Here is a 21763-nt window from a genome sequence, read left to right on the forward strand (position 1 = left end):
GCCGATGTGTGCCAAGAACTCGTGCCGGTTCCTTCCCGGGGTACGGTCGGACGCCGACCCCTGGGCGTGAGCGGCACGCCTCACCTGAGGAAGTGCAGTGAACCCCGAAAACATGATCATGCGCCCCATCGCGGGGCGTGCGGAACTCGACCTTTTCCGCCGTCTGCCCTACGTGCTGAACGACGAGCTGGACGACGACCTCGCCGCCGGCCGCAGGCGGCCCGAGTGGATGTGGATGGCGCTGCGCGGCGACCGCCTCGTCGCCAGGCTGGCCTGGTGGGCCCCGCGCGCGGGCGAGGCGCCGGCGCTGCTGGACATCCTCGACCTCGACGACACCACGCCCGGACCGGCGAGCGTCGACGCCGGGGTCCGGTTGTTCGAGACCGCGAGTGCCGCGGTGCTGCCGGCCGGGGTACGCCCGCCGGAATACAACGCGTTCGTCCCCCCGCGGTGGCGTGACGACGCGAAGGCGAGGCCCGCCGTCGAGGACCGCATCGCCGTGCTGGAGCGGACCGGCGCCCGGCTGCTCGTCGAACGGCTGCGGCTGGAGTGGCGTCCAGGCACTCCCGTCGCTCCGCCGGGCGGGCGGCTGGCCTTCCGTCCCGTGGCCGGCAGGGAGGAACTGGTCGCCCTGATGACTCTCGTCCTCGACGGCACGCTCGACGCCCACAGCCGCGCCGACCTCGCCCGCATGCCCGCCGAGCGGGCCGCTGCCCAGCACTACGACGAGGAGCTCGCCCACTACCGCAGCCCCCGGGAATGGTGGCGGATCGGCACATCGCCCGAGGGCGAACCGGTGGGATTCGTCATCCCGGCGCGCAACGAATACAACGCGATGATCGCGTACATCGGGGTCGTGCCCGCCCACCGTGGGAAGGGCTACATCGACGACCTGCTGGCCGAGGGGACGCGTATCCTCGCGGAGGAGGGCGTCCCGCGAGTCCGCGCCGCCACGGACGTCGGGAACGTCCCGATGGCCCGGGCGTTCCTCCGCGCCGGATACGAGGTCATCGGGCAGCGCATCGACATGACCTGGAGTGAGGGCGGGCCGCAGTAGGCCCGCGGCCTCCGGGCGACAGCAGGGGCATCCCCTCGGCCCGGAGCCTCTCCATCTCGGCATGTCCACGCCGCGTCCGATGGGCTCCGCCCGCGCGGCGTGGACGTCGGAGACGACGAGGCGCGGCCCCTCCGCCGAACCGCGCTGGTGTCTCAGGACGCCCATAGGGGGGTTAACCCGCCATCCGACAGACGTGTCAGCAGGCTGGTGAGCCTCGGACGGCGCTACGTACGCTCTCCCGGAGATCGCATCACAGCGGACCCTGGAGGGACATGACAGCGTCGGCCCTGGTCCGGCTCCTGCTGCGGCCGATGGTTTCGGCCGCGACCTGGAGGGCGGGCGCGCATCTGCTCGTCGCGCCGCTGAGCGCCGGGGCCGCGGCCGTGTTGACCTGCGTCGGTCTGCTGTTGGTCCTGGTGACGGCGCCCTTGGCACCGGTCAGGGGATACGCGTCGGAAGCCTGCGCGCTCACCCTGCGCGAGCTGGCACGGCTGGACGCGCGCCGGCTCCGGGCCGCCTTCGGGGTCGACCTGCCCGTGGACGTGCCGGGCCAGGAGGGGGACGATCCGGCCGCCTTCAGAATCGCCGCCTACACCCTGCTGCGGCTGCCTGTCGCCTTCGGGCTGTCCGTCCTGTTGCTCCTGGTGTGGGGTGGCTGCCTCTGGCTGGTGACCCTTCCCGCGCACCTGCCGTTGTACGAAGCCAGCGAAGTGGACCTGGGCCTTTTCCAGGTCTCCACGCCCGAGCGGGCGGGTGTCGTCGCGGCCGTGGCCGCCGTGGCGCTGCTCGCCGTGCCGCATCTGGTGCGCGCGCTCGCCACAGCCGACCTGGCACTGGCGCGGACGCTGCTGTGCGGTCTCACCGCGGCGAGGCTCGCCGCCCGGGTGGACGAGGTCGAGCGACGGCGGGCGGCGATGGTGCAGGCGGTGGAGGCCGAGCGGCGCCGCATCGAGCGCGATCTGCACGACGGCACGCAGCAACAGTTGCTCTCGCTCTCGCTCCTCGTGGGACGTGTCAGGCAGCGGTTGCTCCACGATCCGCAAAGCGCACTCGCGCTGGTGGACGAGATCCAGGCCGAGGCCCGGCAGGCGATCGCGGATCTGCGCAGCCTGATCCGGGGTCTGCACCCGCCGATCCTGGCCGATCTCGGGCTGGACGCGGCGCTGTCGGCGTTGGCGGCGCGCTGTCCCGTGCCCGTGAGGGTCGAGGTCGCGCTGTCCGGCGGGCTGCCCTCCGCGATCGAGTCGATCGCCTACTTCACGGTGGCCGAGGCGCTCACGAACGTCGCCAAGCACGCCCAGGCCAGGCAGGTCAGGATCGACGTCGACGGCGGCGGCGGACGGCTGCACGTCACGGTGGCGGACGACGGCGTCGGCGGTGCCCGGATCGTCCCCGGTTCCGGGCTGACGGGCCTCGTGGACCGCGCCGCCGCGGTCGACGGCCGGCTCCACCTGTCCAGCCCGCCCGGAGGGCCGACCGTCCTGAGTCTGGATCTGCCGTGCGCGTCGTGATCGCCGAAGACTCCGCTCTGCTGCGTAAGGGCATCACGCTGCTCCTGCAGGAGGCGGGGCACGACGTCGCCGCCGCGGTCGGCGACGCGGAACTCCTGCTGCGCGCGGTCGCGGAGCATCGGCCGGACATCGCCGTGGTGGACGTCCGGATGCCGCCGACCTTCCGCGACGAGGGCTTGCGGGCCGCGCTCCTGCTGCGTTCGGAGTTCCCGGAGACGGCCATCCTGGTGCTCTCGCAGTACGTGGAGGAGCGCTACGCCGCCCAGTTGCTCGCGGGAGACATCTCCGGCATCGGCTACCTGCTCAAGGACAGGGTCGCCGACGCCGACGACTTCCTCAGAATCCTGGACCAGGTGACCGGCGGCGGCACGGTCTTCGACCAGGAGGTGGTCGCGCAGATTCTGGTGCGTACCCGCCGGCAGGACCCCATACAGGCCCTCACCCGCCGCGAGCGGGACGTGCTGCAGCTGATGGCGGAAGGGCGATCCAACGGCGGCATCGCCGGCACCCTGGGGGTCACTCCCGGTGCGGTGGAGAAGTACGTCACCTCGATCTTCGCCAAGTTCCGGCTGCCGCCATCGGAAAACGATCACAGAAGGGTCCTGGCTGTCCTGCGCTACCTGGACGGCTGACCACGGGCGTCGAGGACGGGAGTTCGAAGGTGGAGACAGTGATCGTCGGAATCGGGGGTGAAGCCATGAGGGTCCGCTCAGGGGGAGCCGATCCTGCCCTCTCCGGGCCGCCCGCCTCAGGGCGCCGGCGCGAGGAAGTGGGGTGACATGGAGCTCCTCGCCCCGGTCCTGGACTGGCTGGAGTCCCAGAGCGACGCGGTCGTCGGGCTTGTCGCGGGGCTGTTCATGGTCGCGGAGACCTCGCTGTTCGTCGGTCTGCTGGTGCCCGGCGACGGGGTCGTGCTGCTGGCGGGGGCGACCGTCACCTCGATGGCCGAGTTCCCGCCCCTGGTCGCGGTGGTGATGCTCGGTGCGCTGATCGGGGAGTCGGGCGGCTACCTGCTGGGCAGCCGTTACGGTCGCCGGGTGCGTTACAGCCGGGCCGGGCGGCGCCTGGGTGAGCGCAACTGGATCCGGGCCGAGGAACTCGTCCTGGGGAGGGGAGGCGGCTGGGCGCTCGCGGGGTCGCGGTTCGTCCCGCTCATGCACTCCCTGGTTCCCGTACTGGCGGGCACCCTGCGGATGCCCTACCGGCGCTTCCTCTTCTGGGAGAGCGTCGCCGCGGTGGCGTGGTCCACCAGCTACCTCGCCGTCGGCGCGGTGGTCGGGCAGACCCTCAGGCGGCAGGGGCATCTCATCGGGTACGGGATCTCCGCCCTGATCCTGATCGCCACGTACGTGATCACCCGCATCGCGGCCAGGAAGCAGGAACCGTGCGAGGAGGTGCCGGCGGGACGCGACCGCTGAGGTCTCCATTCGTCAACAAGTAGCACTGTCAAGTCGTGTCACCACCACTCCGCGTGGGGTGGTGACACGACTGACAGTGCTTTTTTGCGTTTATAGGGTCACTCCTAGATCAATCGGTGCAAGAGGGGTTCTGCCGAATAAAGGGCAATTTTCGGTCATCTTGCTTGATTGTCTGCGCCTCGGGGGAGGCGGTGCGCAAAGGGGGCAACCTAACCATCTGTCGGCTCGGTCCGAACGTGTGTGGCCGGCCCGGTAGTCCGGGGATTCCCTGATCAGTTCGATTCCGCAGGTATCGGCGCAAACTAGTCCGCCGTCCGGCAAGTTCCTGATCGAGGATGTTCTCATGTATGGAGAAATGTCGTCGCACGACGGTGAGCCCTTTCCTCTCTTGTGGGGACAACGGCTGCACTGGCAGGTCTACAGAATCACCCCGCCGGGCTCGCGATGGCGGAACAACGCACTCTTCCATTGGGCGATTCCGGACGGTGCCACCCTGCTTGACGTGCGGGAATCGGTGTCGTCGCTGATCGGCAGGCACCAGGCCCTGCGCACCCGTTATGGCATAGACGCCGACGGCCGCGCCGTACAGACGGTGGAACAGAACGGCATTCCCGATCTGCGGATTCTCGATATCGAGGGGCGGGCCGATCCCGTCGCCGCGGCCCAGGAATTCGTCGCCGGCCTGCACCGAATGGATTTCGACCTGGAAGCCGGCCCTCCGGTGCGCGTCGGGCTGGTCGTGCAGGGGGAAATTCCCCGCTGGCTGGCTTTCGTCGTTCACCATATCGTCACCGATTGGCTGGGTGCGGTTACGTTGCGGACGGAATTCCGTGACGGGCTCGACGAGGAATGGCGGAAGAAGGCGTCCGTGTCGCAGGCCGCACAGCCGAGATCGGTGGCCGGTCAGGAGGCGTCGGAGGCGGGACGCCGAACGCACCGAAGTGCCCTCCTCTATTGGCAGAACATTACTCGGGAGTTTCCCGATACCACCCTTCCTGTTCCCGCCGTTCCTCCTGTCGAATTCCGTCCGGGCGAGGTGGTGCTGAAGTCGGAGGCGGCGGCCCGCGCGGTCGTGGAGCTGTCCCGCCGGTACGGCGCGCCCGAGGCGGCGGTCGTCCTGGGCCTGTACGCGATGCTGCTGGCCGCCTACACCGGCAACGACCGGCTCGCGATCCGCATGTTCGTGGCCAACCGCTTCCGCAGAGAGCTTCTCGGCCTTCTCGGCTGCCTCTACCAGACGATGCCGGTCCTGCTCGACGCTCCGGCGGGCTGCCCTCTGGAGGAGGTGTTCGCCCGTGCCAGGGCCGCGATCACCCTCGGCTACCGGTATGGCTCCTATGACCAGGACGAGATCGCTGAGCTGGTCGTGCGGGAGCAGTTCCACCGCGGCGTCAACCTCAGCACGATGCCGGCGTTCAACTTCCTGCCCACGAGGTCGGGCGGGAATCCCGACGCCTCGGCCGAGTCGGAGCTGACCTGGCGGGACATCGAGATGGACATCGGGGATCCGCTGGAGCTGCTGGCGCGGTGGGAAGGCGACGCGATGCGCTTCGCGATCCGGTGCAACAGCGCCCTGATCCCGCCGGAACAGGCCGTCGAACTGCTCGTCGCTCTCGAAGAGCTCGCCGTACGGGCCGGGGAGGGGGCGACGCGGCTCGACGCGGTACGTGTGCCGGCGCGGGAACGCGGTGCCGGCTGGATCAACAGGCGGGGCAGCTGGATCTGGGCGGAGGGCGTCGCCGGCCTGCTGCGCGCACACCCGGCGGTGGACACCGTGACCGTCGGGTCCGAGCGCGGCGTGCTGACCGCCCGGATCGACGCGGGGAGAACGGTGACGGTCCACGAGCTCCGCGCGTTCCTGGCGGGTGCGCTGGCGGCGCATCCCGCGGCGGTCGTGCCCGACCGGTTCGTCCTCACCACCCCCGACGGCACCGAGGAGGGCGACGGAAGGGACGCCCCGGGGCGGGACGGCACGGACGCCGAGGACCTTCTCGCGTCGATCGTCGGGAAGGCCGATCCGGCGGCACGGGACCGCCTGCCCTATCTGGTCGCGGGAGGGACCCTGGCGGGCGCGGAACGCGTGCTGGCCGAACTAGAAACGGCGGGCCATACCGGTCTCACGTACGCGGACCTGACGGGATACGTCCCGTTCCACGTGCTCGCCACCAAGATCCGGTCGCTAGACACCGTGGGAGGCGGGCAGCGATGAAAGCGCTGGACACGATCACGACCCCGCAGGACGTCGCAGAGGCGTCCGGCGAGATCCTCGCGGCGCTGCACGACGCGGGCGCGGTACTGCTGCGGGGATTCGACCTGACCAAGCCGGACGCGCTCGGCGAGGTGGTGCGGGCCTTCGGCGGATCGCCCCTGAGCTACCAGGACGCGGCCACTCCGCGGACAGAGGTGGGCGGGCAGGTGTACACCTCGACCGACTATCCGCCTTCGGAGGAGATCGAGCTGCACAACGAGGGCTGCTACTCCGAGATGTGGCCCGCTTACCTCTACTTCGGCTGCGTGACCCCGGCCGGCGGCGGCGGCGGCGCCACCACGATCGCGGACGGCCGGCGCCTGCTCGAGGAGCTGCCGCCCGACCTGGTCGCCCCGCTGCGGCAGAAGGGGGTGGCGTACGTCCGCACGTACCACCCCCGCCTCGGGCTCTCCTGGGAGCACGTGTTCGGCACGGACGACCCGGCCGAGGTGACGAGGCTGGGCGCGCTGCGCGGCATCGAGGCGGAGTGGCTCGACGGGGGAGTCCTGCGTACGAGACAGCGCAGGCCCGCGACCGTCCGGCATCTCCGGACGGGGGAGGAGTGCTGGTTCAACCAGGTCGTGGCCTTCCACCCGGCCGCGCTGCCCGCCGACATCCGCACCGCCCTGGCCAGGGCCGTGCCGGCCGGGATGGCCCCCAAGCAGGTGACGTACGGCGACGGCACGCCGATCGAGGACGAGGTCGTCGCGGAGATCAGGCGAGTCGCACGGAAGCTGAGCGAGCCGATCGAGTGGCGCGAAGGTGACGTCGCGATCGTCGACAACGTCCTCGCGGCCCACGGCCGCCTGCCGTACCGGGGGAGACGAAAGGTGCTGGTGTCGATGTCGCACGCCATGGCGTGGACCGGGGCCGATGAGGCGGTGCCGGCATGAACCACTCCTATCTCGACGTGATCAGGGAGATCGCCGAGAGCGACCCCGCGAGGGTCGCCCTCCGCTGGGATGGCGGCGAACTCGGTTTCGGCGCACTGCTGGCGAAAGCGGAGGAGCTGGCGGGCGAGCTGGCCGTACGCGGCGTCGGCGCCGGACGGACGGTCGCGCTCCGCCTGCCCCGCGGCCCCGCGCTCGTGGTGGCCATGCTCGGCGTCACGCGGGCGGGCGCGGCGTTCCTGCCGCTCGCTCCCGAGGAACCGGAGGAGCGCCTGCGCATGATCCTCGGCGACTCGGACGCCTCTCTCGTCCTGTGCCAGACGGGCGGCCCGCGGGCGCCGGAGGAGACCGAGCCGGTGATGCTCCTGCCGGACGGCCGTCTGGCCGAACCTTCGTCAGGCGTGCCGCCCACCTCGGCCGGCCCCCGCCGTGAGGACCTCGCGTACGTCGTCTACACCTCCGGCTCCACCGGCAGGCCCAAGGGGGTGATGGTCGAACACGGCGCCCTGCTCGACTATCTGACCTGGTGCGCGACGACGCTGCTCGACGCGGGCGCCCCCATGCCCGCCATCTCGTCGCCCGCCTTCGACGCTTCTCTCAAACAGACGCTCGGCACCCTCGTCGCCGGCGCCCAGGTGTGGCTCATCGACGACGCGACCGCCACGGACCCGCTTGCCTTGGCCGGACTGCTCGCGCGGCCCGCGCCGTACGCGTTCAACTGCGTGCCGAGCCTGTGGCGGGCGGTGCTCGCGGAGCTGGAGGCGGTGCCGGGGGAGATCGGGCTGCGCCGGCTGCTGCTCGGGGGCGAGGCGGCCGACGCCGAACTCGTCGCGAGGACCCGCAGCCGGGCCCCCGGAGTCGAGATCTGGAACCTGTACGGCCCCACGGAGACGACCGCCAACGCCAGCGCGGGCGTGGTGACCGGGTCCGGCACCCCCACGCTGGGCCGGCCGCTGCCCGGCAGGCGGCTGTACGTGCTCGCCGCCGACGGCTCCGAGGTCATGCCCGGGGAGTCCGGGGAGTTGTTCATCGGCGGCGACGGCGTCGCGCGCGGTTACCGGGGGCGGCCCGCCCAGACGGCCGAGCGCTTCGTCCCCGATCCCTTCTCACCCGTGCCCGGGGCCCGGATGTTCCGCACCGGCGACCTCGTGCGCCGGCGCGCCGACGGCGACCTGGAGTACCTCGGCAGGCGTGACCGCATGGTCAAGCGCTCCGGCGTCCGGATCGAGCTGGACGAGATCGAACACGCGATACGCCGGATAGCGGGGGTCCGCGACGCGGCCGTCTTCATGAGGGAGACCGCGATGGTCGCCGCCGTGGAGGCGCCGCACACCCTGAACGTGCGACGGGAGCTCACCGCCTGGCTGCCCCGGGCGGCCCTGCCCGACGTGATCCGCATCGTGGACGCCCTGCCGCGTACGGCAGGCGGCAAGACGGACCTCGACGCGTTGCGCGCCGCGCAGGACGCCGCCACCGGCGCCGCCGAGCGGCGGACGACGGAGGAGGGCTCCCTGGAGGACCTGCTGGCCGCGATCTGGGCCCGGGTGCTCGAGCTGCCCGAGGTCAGCCCGGAGGACGACTTCTTCGAGGTGGGCGGTCACTCCCTCGCCATGCTGCGCATCGTCGGCAGGGTCGGCGAACTGTTCGACGTCGACCTCCCCGTGGACCTGTTCTTCGACGCCCCCACCGTCGCCCTGCAGGCGCAGGCCATCCGCGAGAAGCTCGGTGTGGAGGCCGACGCGAGGGCGGTCCGGGAGCCGGCGGCCGGGCGGCGCCCGTGACGCGGGATGTGTCGTACGCGGAGAAGGGCCTCTGGTTCCTCCACCAGACCGCGTCCGCGGGCGCCTGCAACGTGAGCGTGGCGGTCCAGATCCGCTCGGAGCTGGACGTGCCGCGGCTCCTCGCGGCCCATGACCTCGTCGTGGCCCGCCACGAGGCGCTGCGCACCTCGTACGAGGTGGTGGACGGCGCCCTGAAGGCCGTCGCGCACGAGCCGGGCCCGGCGGGCGGGGACGTGGAGGAGGCGCCGCCGGGAGCGCTCCTCCGCGAGGCGGTCGAGACCGAGCACACCCGGCCCTTCGAGCTGGCCGGGGGACGGCTGAGCAGGATCAAGGTGTGGCGGAGGGCGGACGACGATCACATCGTTCTGCTGACCGCCCACCACGCGGCGGTGGACTGGACGGCGATGATCGTCTGCGCCTTCGAGATCTGCGCTCTGTACGGGGCGGGCCTCGACGAGGCAGGGCTGCCGCCCCTGACGGCGCCCTACGCCGAGTTCGTCGCGGAGCAGCAGGCCGCGCTCGCAGGCTTCGACGGGGAGGAGGCCTGGCGCTACTGGTCGCAGGCGTTGCCCGCGAAACGGCCCGAGCCGCCCGTCGCCGTGTCGACGAGCAGGAGCGACCGCGACGGCAGGCACCGGGTCGTCACCTTCTCCGTCGGCCCCGAGGCGACGCGCCGGATCGGCAAGGTGTCCTGGGCCGCCAGGGTGCCGCCCAACGTCGTCGTGCTCGCGTTGTGGGTGCTCGCGCTGCGGCAGGAGAGCGGCGACTCCACCATCGCGGTCGGGCTGCCCCGGTCGCTGCGGGGCCGCAGGTTCGACCGCACCGTCGGCTGCTTCACGAACACCGTGCCGCTGTTCGTCGAGGTCGACGCGGACGCTCCGCCCGGCGTTGTGATCGAGGCGGTCCGGGAGAGGCTCGCCGACTCCGTGCCGCACCAGCACTATCCGTTCGAACTGCTCGCCCAGCGGATGCCCGACCTCAGCACGGTGCCGGGACGCGCGCCCGTCTATGACGCGACGTTCAACTTCGTGCCCCGCGACGCCCTCGGCATCGCCCCGCTCGTCACCGGCGCCGCCGACGTGACGGTGGAACTGGGCGGCCTGCGGATGAAGCCGTTCCCCACGCCTCCCGCCATCGGCCCCGGGGCCGACCTCAGCCTGCACATCACGGAACTGCAGGACGGCATGGCCGGAATGGTCAGTTACGAGGCAGGTCTTTTCGAGTCCCACGTGGCCGAACGCGTACGCGACCGGCTGCTCACACTGATCGCTCAGCTCTGACTGACCCGATTGAGGAGGAAGTTCCGTGTTCGACGATCCCGAGGCGATTTTCCATGTGGTCATCAACGGCGAGGAGCAGTACTCCATCTGGCCCGTTGCGCTGCCCGTGCCCGACGGGTGGCGCACCACGGAGTTCGAAGGCACGAAGGACGCCTGCCTGGAGAGGATCGAGGCCGAGTGGATCGACATGCGCCCGCGCAGTCTGCGTGAGCAGATGGAACGGGTGGAGTCGTGAGCATCGTCGCTCCGCTCAAGCTGCCTCCGTTCCGCCGCCTGTACGCGGCGCAGGTGGTCGCGAACTTCGGTGACGGGCTCGACTACCTGGCGATCGTCACGATCGTGGTCTTCGAGTGGCAGCGCGGAGCCTCGGCGCTCGGCGTGATGGCGCTGGCGACGGCCCTTCCCCTGGTGTTCGGCGCGCCGGTGTTCGGCGTGGTCGCCGACAGGTTCGAGCCGCGCATCGTCATGGTGCTGGCCAACGTCGTGCGCGCGGGCGCCGTCGCACTGATCATGTTCGTCGACGACTTCCCGTGGGTGTGCCTGCTGGCCGCCGTCGCGGGGGTGTGCGCCGGCTTCTTCGGCGCGGCGGAGCAGCGGTTCATCCGTTACCGGGTGCCGGAGAACCAGCTGCTGCAGGCCAACTCGCTGCGCTCCACCACCGAGCGCATGCTGACCGGGCTGACCGGCCCGGGCATCGCCGCCGTGCTCATCGCCCTCGTGGGCGCGCGCGGCACGCTCGCGGTGACGGCGGGGTGTTTCGCGCTCTCCGCGCTGGCCGTCTTCTTCGTCGGACGTATCGCACGGCCGGACGACCCCGCGGAGCCGGAGGAGAGGGCCGGCTGGCTGCGGAGGGTGGCCGCCGGCGTCCATCACGTCGGCACGCTGCCCTCGCTCCGGCTCGTCGTCGCGGGGGTCGCGGTGGCCTACCTGTTCTCGACGATGTTCGACGTGATGCTGCCGGTGTGGTACCGCGACATGGGCGGCGGTCCCGCCTTCACCGGCACCGCCATGACCTGCATGGGCGTCGGCGGAGCCCTCGGCGCGCTGGCGCTCGCGAAGTTCGGTGACCGGTTCAACCTGACGACCGTCATGGCCCTGTCGTCGATCGTGATCGGGCTGCTGGTCGGCGCGATGGGGCTGGCGGGCACGCTTGAGGGCCGGGTGCTCCTCGGCGTCTGGCTGGTCTTCGCCGCGTGCATCGGCGTCTGCGCGGCGGTCGCCATGATCGGCTACGGCACTCTCGTCCAGCGGCTGACGCCGCCCGAGCTCATGGGCCGGGTGGGGGCGCTCACCGGCGCGGCCGTCACCGCGCCCACCGTCGTGGGCCCGGCCGTCTCGCCGGTCATCGCATCGGCCGTGGGCGTGGACGGTCTCTTCACGATCTGCGGTGCCGGACTGATCGCCGTCGGCCTCGTCATCGTCTGGCGCAGCCGCGCTCACTCCGCGCCCGCGGCGGCGCCTTCACCCCAAGCCGCGCCGACCGCGATCAAATGAGGAGGGCTGACGAATGTCTGCGACGCACGACGGATCGGAGATCTGGCGGCTGTTCGCCGATCGCGCGGCCGCGCATCCGGACGCGCCGGCCGTCTCCGACGGGACGACGAGCCTGACCTACGGCCAGCTGGCCGCCAGGGCGTCCGCCGTCTCCGATCGCCTGCCCGGCGGGCTGACCGGGGTGTGCCTGCCCAGGTCGGTGGACCTGGTCGTGGCCATGCTGGCGGCACTGCGGCGGGGCGGCTATCTTCCGCTGGACGCCGCGACGGAGACGCCGGCCGGGAACGAGGTCGCCGAACGCTTCGGGGCGAGTGCCGTGATCGCCCCCGCACGCGTCCCTTCTGCGGGGGGCGTGCCGGAGATCGAGATCACCTACCGTGGCGCGCGCGGTGACACGGGCGCGGGCGCCTGCGGCCGGTGGGACACCGCGTACGTCCTGCGCACCTCGGGCTCCACAGGAGAGCCCAAGGGCGTGCTGGTCGAGCACGGGCCGCTCGCCGAGCACCTGCGGACCTTCGGGCGCCGCGTCGAGGTCACGGCGGAGGACCGGATGCTGTTCTTCGCGTCGCCCGTCACGGACGTCAGCGTCGAACAGATGCTGGTGCCGCTCATCCACGGAGCCTTCCTGTTCGTGCGGGATCCCGGGCTGCCGGACACCCCCGCCGATTTCTTCGCGACCGTCGCCGCCGAGCGCCTCACCGTGGTCAACGTCCCCGCCGGATACTGGCGGCTGCTCGTGCGGGAGGCCGCCACACTCCCGGCCTGCCCCGACCTGAGACTCGTGATCGCCGGCAGCGACGTCATGCCCGCGGAAGCGGCCAGGGAATGGCTGGCGGGGCCGCTTCGGCCGGTGCGGCTGCTCAACGCCTACGGTCCCACCGAGGCGATCATCACGGCGACGGCCGAGCGGGTGGAGTCGGTGCCGGAGGGCGCCGCCTCGGCCGCGATCGGGACGCCGCTCGCGGGGCGCTCGATGTACGTGCTCGACGACCGTCTCCGGCAGGTCGCGCCCGGCGAGGTGGGCGAGGTGTATCTCGCGGGGAGACTCGCCCGCGGCTACGCCGGGGATCCGCGCCGCACCGCCGAGGTGTTCCTGCCCGACCTGTTCGGGAGCGGCGGCCGCATGTACCGCACGGGCGACGAGGCCCGCGCGCACGCCGACGGCTCCGTGGAGTTCCTCGGGAGGATCGACCGCCAGGTCAAGGTGCGGGGTTTCCGGGTCGAACCCGCGGCGGTCGAGGCCGCGGCACGGAGCGAGCCCGGCGTCGCCGACTGCGCGGCGATCCCCGACAGGGGCGCCGACGGCGAGACCCGGCTGATCCTGCTGGCGGTGGGGGAGGAGGGGCTGGACACCGGACGGCTGGCCGACCGGTTGCACGCCGTTCTGCCCGGCGCCGCCGCACCCGCCGCCGTCGTCAGGGTCGACCGCCTTCCGCTCACCGAGGGGGGCAAGGTGGACCACCGCGCGGCGCTCGCACTCGCCCGGGACGCGCATCGCTCCACAGCACCGGGCGACGACGCACCGGGCGAGGAGGCGGAGGGACTCGAAGGCGCGCTCCTGGCCATCTGGCGTGAGGCGTTCGGCGGGGTGCAGGTCGGCCTCGACGACGAGTTCGTCGCGATCGGCGGCGACTCGATGACCAGCCTCGCGATCGCCTGCCAGGCGCCGGCCATCGGCGTGCGCCTGAGACCGCGCGACATCTTCGAGGCGGGGACGGTGCGGAAGCTGGCCAGGCGGCTGTCGGCCGGAGCCGAGCGGCCGGAGGCCGTCACACCGCGCCGGTCCGGCGACGAGGCGACCCCCGCGACGTTGTGGCTGGCCGACCGGCTCGGCACCGTCCCCGGCGAATGGAACCAGTACGTGCTCGCCGACCTGGCGTCCGGCGCCGAGGAGCCGAGCCTGCGGGCCGCCTTCGCGCACGTGCTCGCCTGTCATCCCGTGCTCACCGCGGAGCTGGTGCGGGACGGGGACACCTGGCGGCACCGGCCCGCCGCCCCGGCTCCCCTTCCGTGGCACGTCGTCGAGGTCGCGGACGAGGACGAGGTGGCGGACCTGATCGGCAGGATCAGCGCCGGCATCGATCCCCGGCAGGGCCGGATGATCGCAGCGGCCTGGGTTCGGGGGCCGCACGAGCGCGGGCGGCTGCTCATGGTGGCCCACCACGCGGTGACGGACGCGGTGGGCTGGCGCCTGCTGATGGGTGAGATCGAGGCGGCCCACCGCTTGACCGCGGACGGATGGGGCCTGCCCGCCGCCGAGCCGCGGCCGGGTCCGGGACAGTGGAGCGCCACACTCAGGTCCGTGGCGGCGGAGGGCCGCTTCGACCAGGCGCTGTCCCACTGGACGCAGACCGTGGCCGCGGCGAACGCCGTCCAGCGCGGCGACCACCCCGGCACGGAGGGGACTGCCCGCGCGCTCACCCTCACCGTCGACGCATCGGTGCTCCTCGCCCACCCGTACGCCGGCCTCGCAGAGCTCGTGCTCGCCGCCGCGCTGAAGACATGGCGCACGCATACCGGCCGTGAGCGATGCGTCGTCGAACTGGAGAACACGGGCAGGGACGAGCTGGACGCATCCGCCGCCTTCGAGGTCGTGGGATGGCTGACCGCGCTGTACCCGGCGGTCGTGGACGTCCGGGAGGACGCCGCCGCCACGCTGTGGGCCGCGCGGCGGGCACTGCGCGAGGTGCCCGGGCGGGGGCTTGGTTACGGCGTCCTGCGCCACTACCATCCCGACCCCCAAGTGCGGGAAAGCCTGCGCCTGCGACGCTCCCCCGACCTCGCCTTCAACTTCCTGGGCCGGCTGGAGGTGCCGGACGGCACCGCCCTGTACGCCCCGGGGTCCCGGATAGCGGCGGGGCCGCGGCGGGCGGCACAGGCCGTCCGCCCCTGCCACTGGGTCGTGGAGGCCGCGCTCGACGGGGAGAACCTGACGATCACGATCGAGATCCCCGGAACGGTGACCGACGCCGCCGCCGGAGCCGTCGTGGCCGGTCTGGGGGCGGAGCTCGCCGCGCTCACCCACGAGGACGCCGGGCTCCCGCTCACTCCCGCTCAGGAGGGCATCCTCTTCCACGCGGCCGCCGACACACGGCGCGACGGCTACGTCGGGCAGTTCGCCGTCGAGCTGACAGGCGCGCTCGACGTCGCCAGAGCCGAGGCGGCCTGGCAGGAGGTGGCGGCCGCGACGCCCTCGTTGCGCTCCTCGTTCGACTGGCGGCGCAGGGAGCAGCCCGTACAGCGGGTGAGCAGGCAGGCCGGGATTCCGGTGACCACTCACGACTGGAGCGGTCTCGGCATGCCGGCCGGCGAAGCGGCCGAGCGGCTGCTCGCCGCCGAGCGCGCGCCGTTCGACCTCGAACGCCCACCGCTGCTGCGGGTCGCGTTCGCCCGCCTCGGCCAGGACCGCCACCTGTGCGTGGTCACCCACCACCATCTCATCCTGGACGGCTGGTCGATGAACCTCGCGCTGCGGGATTTCTGCGCGGCGTACGAGGGACGGCCGCTCGGCCGGCGGCCGCTGCCCGTCACCGGAGAGGGCGCGAGCAGGCCGGACGACGGGTTCTGGCGGGAGACGCTCGCCGCAGGCGCGGGCGCCCCCCTGGTGCCGCAGGACCGTGTGCGCTCCCTGATACAGGCGGAGGCCACCCGGCTCGTCCGGCCCGAGGAGTGGAGGCGCGCCGCCGCCGAGGCGCGGGCGGGCGGGCTGACCCCTGCCCTGCTCCTGCATCTCGCCTGGGCGCTGACCCTGGGAACCCTGCTCGACGTCGAGGAGGTCACCTTCGGGACGGTGCTGTCGGGCAGGTCGGAGGGCGTCGAGGACGTCGAGCAGGCCTCGGGCATGTTGATCAACACGCTGCCGTTCCGGGTGCGCCTCGACCGGGATCTGCCGCTCGACGCCTGGCAGGCCGAAGCGTCGGAGGTCTTCGCCGGTGTCCAGGAGCGGCAGCACGACTCCCTCGTCGTCATCCGGAGGACGGCCGGGCTCACACCGCGCGACCTGCTGTTCGACCACATCCTCGACTTCGGCACCGGCGCGACCATGCTCGGCCTGTCCGGGGAGATCGGCTTCGGCGGTCTCGTCGGCGTTCCACTGCGCTCCGTCGAGCGAACCAACTACGGGGTGACCGTCACCGCGTACGCGAACGAGGGCCTGGAGCTGGCCGTCAACCACGACACCGGCCTGCTCTCTCCCGAGGAGGCGGAGACGGCCCTCGCGATCCTCGAGTCGCATGTGATCAGGCTCGCCCACGCCCGGGGGCAGGGCACCGTCGGCACCCGGCTGAAGGAGGCGGCACGATGAGCCCGATCGAGACGGTCGGCCTCGGCACGGCGCCGGCCGGCGCGCCCACACTGCAGGAGCTCGTCGGCGCCGGCTCGGACCTGCCCGCCGTACGGCACGGCGGGCGCGTCCTGAGCTATCCGGACCTGCACGCGAAGGCCGCCGCGGTCGCCGCGGAGGTCGTCGGACGGGGGATGGCGGCGGAGACGCCGATCGGGGTGTGCACGAGCGATCCGATCGAGTTCGTGCCCGCGGTCCTGGGGATCCTGAGGGCCGGCTGCCCCTACGTGCCCCTCGACCCGTCGTGGCCGGCGACCAGGTATGGCAGGGTGGCCGAGCGCATCGGCATGCCGTTCGCCCTGACGGGGCGGGAGAGCGCGCAGCGGCTCCTGGCGGAAGGGCTCGCGGTCGGCCGGCTGGACGAGCTGCGGCCAGACACGGACACGGACACGGCCGGTGCCGTCCAGGGACGCCGGGGATCGCTCGCCTACATGATCCTCACGTCCGGTTCCACCGGCGAGCCCAAGGCCGTCGCGGTGGAGCACGCGTCGGCGCGCGAATCCGTCCTGGCCAGACGGCAGGTGTACGGCGGAAGGGTCCGCCGCTTTCTCTGGCACTCCCCGCCGGCCTTCGACAGCTCCGTCGCGGGCCTGTTCTGGACACTGGCCGACGGGGGAACCCTCGTCGTGCCGGAGGCGGAGGAGCGGACCGACCCCCGGCGCCTGCTTGATCTCATCCGTGCGGAGAGGGTCAGTCACGTGCTGTGCCTGCCGAGGGTATGGCGCGAGATCCTGGCGCTGGCCGCGCCCGGAGACCTCGACGGGGTGCGGGTGACCATCACGGCGGGCGAGCCGCTCACCGGCCCGGTCGTGGCCGCGCACGGAAAGCTCTGCGCGACGCCGCTGTGGAACGAGTACGGCCCGGCGGAGGGGTCGGTCTGGGCCACCGTGCACAGGTGCGATCCCGCCGACGACATGGACGTCGTGCCCATCGGCCGCGCCCGTCCCGGCTCGGAGGTCCTCCTCATGGGCGAGGACCTGACCCCGTGCGGCGTGGGTGAGACGGGGGAGATCTGGCTCACCGGCCGGGCGGTGGCGCGCGGCTACGCCGGCGCGCCGGCGCAGACCGCCGAGCGGTTCGTTCCTGTCGCGGGCGGTCGCGCCTATCGCACGGGAGACCTGGCCGTACGGCGCCCCGACGGTGCCCTGGAGTTCAGGGGGCGCAGGGACGACCAGGTCAAGGTGGCCGGCATCCGGGTGGAACTCGCGGAGGTCGAGCGCGCCCTGCTCGCGGTCGACGGCGTCCTGGACGCCGCCGTCCTCGCTCACGAGGTGGGGGAGGACAGGACGGCGATCGCCGCCTTCGTGGTCGGCCTCGCGGCCGAGGACGTGCGGACGCGGGTGGCCGCGCACCTTCCCGCGCCGATGATCCCGGCCACGGTCGTGGAGCTGCCGGAACTGCCCCGCAACTCCAACGGCAAGATCGACCGGACGGGCCTGACCGCGCTGCTGAGCACCGGCGATCCGGACGCCGGGGCCGGCGAGCGGTTCGACGAACCCCTGCACACCGTGATCGAGGTATGGCGAACCGTGCTGCGAAATCAGCGGCTCGGACCGGACGCCGACCTGTTCGCCTCCGGCGGCGACTCCATCAGCGCCGTCCTGATCTGCGCCGGCCTCGGCGGACACGGCGTGACCGCCTCCCCCAGGGACGTGTTCGAGGCGAGGACGCCGCTGCGGCTGGCCGAACTGATCGCCGCCGCGGACCGGCCGCTGGACGAGGAACCCTCCTCCGATGCCGCGGCACCCGTTCCCGCCGGGCCGCCGCCGGTCCCGCGGCGTGAGCGGGCCACGGTGACCTTCACCGACCAGCCGATCCCGCTCACCCCGATCCAGCGGTGGCTCGTGGACGGCGGCGCGCCCGGGCACTGGAACTTCTCCGTCGGCCTGACCGTCGAGCGCGGCCAGGCCGACAAGGTCCGGGCGGCGCTGGCGGAGGTGGTCGACCGCCACCCGATGCTCTCCGCCGTCTTCGAGCCCGCGCCGCGGTCCGCCGACTGGCGGGTGCGCCCGGGGCGAGGCGCCGTCCCCATGGTCATCGAGTTCCTCGACGACGCCGCGCTGCGCGGCGACAGGATCGCGCACTGGCAGCGCACACTGGATCTCCAGCACGGCCCTGTGGCGAGGCTGTTGTGGTTCGAGGCGCCGGGCACGCGCCCCCACGTCGTGCTCGTCGCCCATCACATGGTGTTCGACGCGGTCTCGTGGCGGATCGTCATGGCGGATCTCGGGAACGCGCTGCGCGCGCCCCTGCCGCCGCGGGGCTCCTACGGCCTGCCGGACTGGGTGGCGGACCACCACCGCGCCATCCAGGAGGGCGCCTACGACGCCGAGCTCGACCACTGGCTCACCACGGCGAGGCGGGCGGCCGACACCCGGCTTCGCATCGACCCCGGCACGGAGGGCGGCGCCGTGCGTTCCGTCCACAGGCTGCCGGCGGTCTCCGCCTCCACGGAGGTCCTGCTCGGCGCGGTGGCCACGGCCTTCCATCGCGTCTTCCCCGAGCTGCCCTGGCTCGGGGTGGACCTGGAGACGCACGGCCGCGCGGCGGCGAGTGCGGGGGCGGGAGAGGTGGGCTGGTTCACCTCCTTCCATCCCGTCGCCGTGGCGCTCGACACCGTGTCCGCGCCGGAGGAGGCCATCGCCGCCGCGAGGGACGCCCTCGCCAGGGTGCCGGGCGCGGGCGACGGGTACCTCGCCCTCGTCCACGCCCGCGACGGCCTGGCCGGCGCGGCGGAGCTGCGAACGCTACCGCCGCCGCTGCTCGGCCTCAACCATCTGGGCCGGCTGGAACGGAGCGTCCCCGTCGGCGACGCCCGGCTGACCGTCGACCTGGAGTCGCCGATGCAGCGCGCGCCGTCGGCACGACGCCGGCACGCCTTCGACCTCGACTGCGTCCTGGTGGAGGGCGCGCTCGTCGCCCTCTGGACGGCTCCCGGCCCGGCAGGAGACCACCTGCCCCGCCTGGCCGAAGAGTTCACCGCCTGCCTGGAGGCCGGTCATGAGCCTGCTTGACGCGACCCCGTACGACGAGGTGCTTCCGCTCACGCCGGAGCAGAGGGCGATCCTGTTCGAGTCGCTGAACGAGGGTCCCTCGATCTACGCCGTGCAACTGCGCTGCTCGGTGTCGCACTTCGAGCTCGGCGCCTTCCAGAAGGCATGGGACCGCCTCGTGACGAGGCACGGGGCGCTCAGGACCGCCGTCCGCTGGGAGGGCCGTGCCCAGCCCGTGCAGATCCTCCGCGGTTCGCCGCCCACCGCGATCCGCGCGGTCGAGGTGCGCGGGGCCGATCGGGAACGCCTCGGCGACCTGGCGGCGCGGCTCATGGACGAACAGTTCGCCAGGGAGACCGACCTCCAGGCGCCCCGTCTGATCACCCCCTACGTCGTGTACGCGGGTGACAGCGCGTACGCGAGCTGGAACGCGCACCACCTCGTGCTCGACGGACTGTCCAGCAGGCTGATGATCCAGCAGTTCGCCGAGGAGTACGACAGGGTGCTCGCCGGAGTCCCGGCGCCGCCGGGGCCGGCCGATCCCCTCGCCGGCTACCTGCGCCGGCGGTCGGCGCAAAAGCCGCTCGCGCCGGTGCGGCAGGCCGAGGAGCATGATCCGATCCTGCTGCGCGTCCTGGGCGCCGAGCGCAGACCGGGCGCGCGCAAGCGCCTCGTCGTGCCCTTCCCCGAGGGCCTCACCGGGCTCATGAGGGCGTTCGCCAAGAGGGCCGGCACGACCATGGCCGTGCAGTACCACGCCGCGTGGGCGCTGGCGCTCGCCGCGCTGGGCGGGACGCGCACCGTGCGGCTCGGCACCACCAGCTACGGACGCCCCGCCGAGATCCCCGGCTCCATGTCGATGCTCGGCATGTTCACGGTCACGCGTCCCACGACGGCCGTGCTCGACGAGGAGCGGAACCTCGCCGACTGGCTGGGCGCCTACCAGCAGGAGCTCGTGCGCGTCTGGGAAGGCTCGGTGCCCGCGGGCTCCCTCGGCGACGCCCCGGTCATCGTCGTGTCCCACTACCGGCCGCTCGACACCTTCCACGGTCCGCACAGCGGCGCGACCGTGGAGATCACCGACATCGTCGACCGGTCCGCCCACCCGCTGGTCGCCACCACGTTCATCGGCGACCAAGCCATGATCGTCGTCAATTTCAACGGCATCGTGCCCGCCCGGGGTGCGGTCCAACGGCTCGTCGGCGAGGTGATCGGCCGGCTCAAGCGGCTCGTCACGGTCCCGGATCCCCGCGCGGCCACCCTCCACGACCTCCTTTCCACCCCCGTATCGGCCATCGAAGGGTAGTGCGCAATGACCCAGCGTCTTCTCTCTCCGATCGAGGAAGCCCTCTGGATCGAGTGCCAGGACGAGAGCGGCTCCGCCGCCTACCACGTCCCCTACGTGCTGAGAGCCGACGGGGACCTGGACGTCGACGCCCTGCGCGCCGCGCTGGACGACCTGGTGGCGCGGCACGACGCGTTGCGCACCGGCTTCGCCTGGCACGAGGGCGCCGCGGTGGCGGTCACCGAGCCGCGGTGGGCCGTGCCGTTCGAGGTGGTGGACCTGCGCGGGGACGACCGGAGCGCGGGCGAGGTCTCCGCGCTCGTCGCGCAGGCGACAGGGGAGACCCTCGACCTGTCCAGGCCGCCGTTGCTGAAGTGCACCGTCCTCCTGGTCGAGCCGGGCCGAAGCGTCGTCTGCCTGCTGCTGCACCACCTGGTGACCGACGGGCGGTCGCGCGAACTGCTCTTCGACGACCTGGTGCGCGATTACCGGAGGCACGCGCTCGGCGAATCCGCCGAGGTGACGGCGGAGCTGCGGTCCTACCGGGAGTGGAGCGAGAGCTGGCACAGGTCGCTGGACGGCGGCGAGTTCGAGGAGCACCGCCGTTTCTGGAGGACCCAGGTCGCCGACGCGGCCGACAACCGCCCCGAACGGCTGCTCGGCGGCCCGCGGCAGGCCCGCGGATACCGGGGCCGCAGGATCGAGCGCGTGATCGGGCGGCCGCGCCTGGCCGCCGTCCGGCGGTTCGCCGCCCGCAACCGGAGCACGATGAGCGCGGTGCTGATGGGCGCCTGGGCGGCGACGATCGCCCGCCTGGGAGCCGTCTCCCGTGTCCCGATCGGCGTTGTCTCGGCGAACCGCATGCCGGACAGCACCGACATCGTCGGTGCCTTCGCCGGAACGGTGCCGGTGGTGGTGCCCGTCGACCCGGCCGCCGGTTTCGCCGCCTGCGTGACGGAGGCGGGCCTGGTGCTCCGCGAGGTCCTCCGCCGCCCCGTCGTCCCCCTGCACCGGCTCGATCCGGAGGCGGACCGCGTTCCGGAGGCGTGGCGGCACGTCTTCGACGTGATGTTCGTGCACACCATGGTCCCCGGTGCCGTCGACATGGGCGGACTCACCGTCACCCCGCTGGCCGCCCCGGCCGAGTCGGCCAAGTGCCGGCTGCTCCTCACCGTCGTCGAGAGCAGGGACGAGTTGCGCCTCGGCGTGGAGTACGACGAGGGCGTCCTGTCGGCGGAGACGGCCGAGGCCGTCGCCGGCGAACTCGTCCGGGTGCTCGACGAGGGTCCCGCCAGGCCGGAGGCCCCTCTCGCGACGTTCGCCGCGTCCGCGACTCCCGAGCCGTTGTCGTTGGCGGGGTCGGTGGTGGTGGAGGGGTCGTTGCATGGGTTGTTCGAGCGGTGGGTGGGGGTGTCGCCGGATGCGGTGGCGGTGGTGGGTGAGGGGGTGGAGTGGTCGTATCGG

The 21763-nt window shown here is 72.6% G+C and carries 14 protein-coding genes; all 14 read left to right on the forward strand.

Annotated elements, in window-relative coordinates; all coding sequences use genetic code 11:
- The first annotated feature begins 97 nt into the window (after window positions 1–97).
- Window positions 98–1057, forward strand: coding sequence for a GNAT family N-acetyltransferase (locus FLW16_RS28700; protein WP_260615666.1), 960 nt, complete (start codon window positions 98–100; stop codon window positions 1055–1057).
- 272 nt (window positions 1058–1329) lie between these two features.
- Complete coding sequence (locus FLW16_RS28705; RefSeq protein WP_142563253.1) at window positions 1330–2568, forward strand: histidine kinase; 1239 nt, start codon at window positions 1330–1332, stop codon at window positions 2566–2568.
- A complete protein-coding gene (locus tag FLW16_RS28710; RefSeq protein ID WP_142563254.1) occupies window positions 2556–3200 on the forward strand; it encodes a response regulator transcription factor in 645 nt (214 codons plus the stop codon). The genes FLW16_RS28705 and FLW16_RS28710 overlap by 13 nt, the downstream gene beginning before the upstream one ends.
- 147 nt (window positions 3201–3347) lie before the next feature.
- Window positions 3348–3986: a DedA family protein gene (locus tag FLW16_RS28715; protein ID WP_142563255.1), complete on the forward strand. Its 639-nt coding sequence runs from the start codon at window positions 3348–3350 to the stop codon at window positions 3984–3986.
- A 355-nt stretch (window positions 3987–4341) separates the two neighbouring features.
- On the forward strand, window positions 4342–6195 hold the full coding sequence (locus FLW16_RS28720; protein ID WP_260615668.1) for a condensation domain-containing protein: 1854 nt from the start codon (window positions 4342–4344) through the stop codon (window positions 6193–6195).
- Window positions 6192–7127, forward strand: coding sequence for a TauD/TfdA family dioxygenase (locus FLW16_RS28725; RefSeq protein WP_142563257.1), 936 nt, complete (start codon window positions 6192–6194; stop codon window positions 7125–7127). Before FLW16_RS28720 ends, FLW16_RS28725 begins: the two co-directional genes overlap by 4 nt.
- Window positions 7124–8905: a non-ribosomal peptide synthetase gene (locus FLW16_RS28730; protein WP_142563258.1), complete on the forward strand. Its 1782-nt coding sequence runs from the start codon at window positions 7124–7126 to the stop codon at window positions 8903–8905. Before FLW16_RS28725 ends, FLW16_RS28730 begins: the two co-directional genes overlap by 4 nt.
- On the forward strand, window positions 8902–10185 hold the full coding sequence (locus FLW16_RS28735) for a condensation domain-containing protein (protein WP_142563259.1): 1284 nt from the start codon (window positions 8902–8904) through the stop codon (window positions 10183–10185). Before FLW16_RS28730 ends, FLW16_RS28735 begins: the two co-directional genes overlap by 4 nt.
- A gap of 25 nt (window positions 10186–10210) precedes the next feature.
- Window positions 10211–10420, forward strand: a complete 210-nt coding sequence (locus tag FLW16_RS28740; RefSeq protein WP_142563260.1) for an MbtH family NRPS accessory protein — start codon at window positions 10211–10213, stop codon at window positions 10418–10420.
- Window positions 10417–11679 (forward strand): MFS transporter, encoded by a 1263-nt coding sequence (locus FLW16_RS28745; RefSeq protein WP_142563261.1) that lies wholly within the window; start codon window positions 10417–10419, stop codon window positions 11677–11679. Before FLW16_RS28740 ends, FLW16_RS28745 begins: the two co-directional genes overlap by 4 nt.
- 13 nt (window positions 11680–11692) lie before the next feature.
- Window positions 11693–15982: a condensation domain-containing protein gene (locus FLW16_RS28750; protein WP_142563262.1), complete on the forward strand. Its 4290-nt coding sequence runs from the start codon at window positions 11693–11695 to the stop codon at window positions 15980–15982.
- Window positions 15979–19035 carry an amino acid adenylation domain-containing protein gene (locus FLW16_RS28755; RefSeq protein WP_142563263.1) on the forward strand — a complete coding sequence of 1019 codons (3057 nt, stop codon included), beginning with the start codon at window positions 15979–15981 and terminating at the stop codon, window positions 19033–19035. The genes FLW16_RS28750 and FLW16_RS28755 overlap by 4 nt, the downstream gene beginning before the upstream one ends.
- Window positions 19022–20320, forward strand: coding sequence for a condensation domain-containing protein (locus FLW16_RS28760; RefSeq protein ID WP_142563264.1), 1299 nt, complete (start codon window positions 19022–19024; stop codon window positions 20318–20320). The genes FLW16_RS28755 and FLW16_RS28760 overlap by 14 nt, the downstream gene beginning before the upstream one ends.
- Window positions 20321–20326: 6 nt before the next feature.
- A partial coding sequence (locus FLW16_RS28765) for a condensation domain-containing protein (protein WP_142563265.1) occupies window positions 20327–21763 on the forward strand: 1437 nt, incomplete at its 3' end.

Source organism: Microbispora sp. KK1-11 (assembly GCF_006874435.1).
GTDB classification, from domain to species: domain Bacteria; phylum Actinomycetota; class Actinomycetes; order Streptosporangiales; family Streptosporangiaceae; genus Microbispora; species Microbispora catharanthi.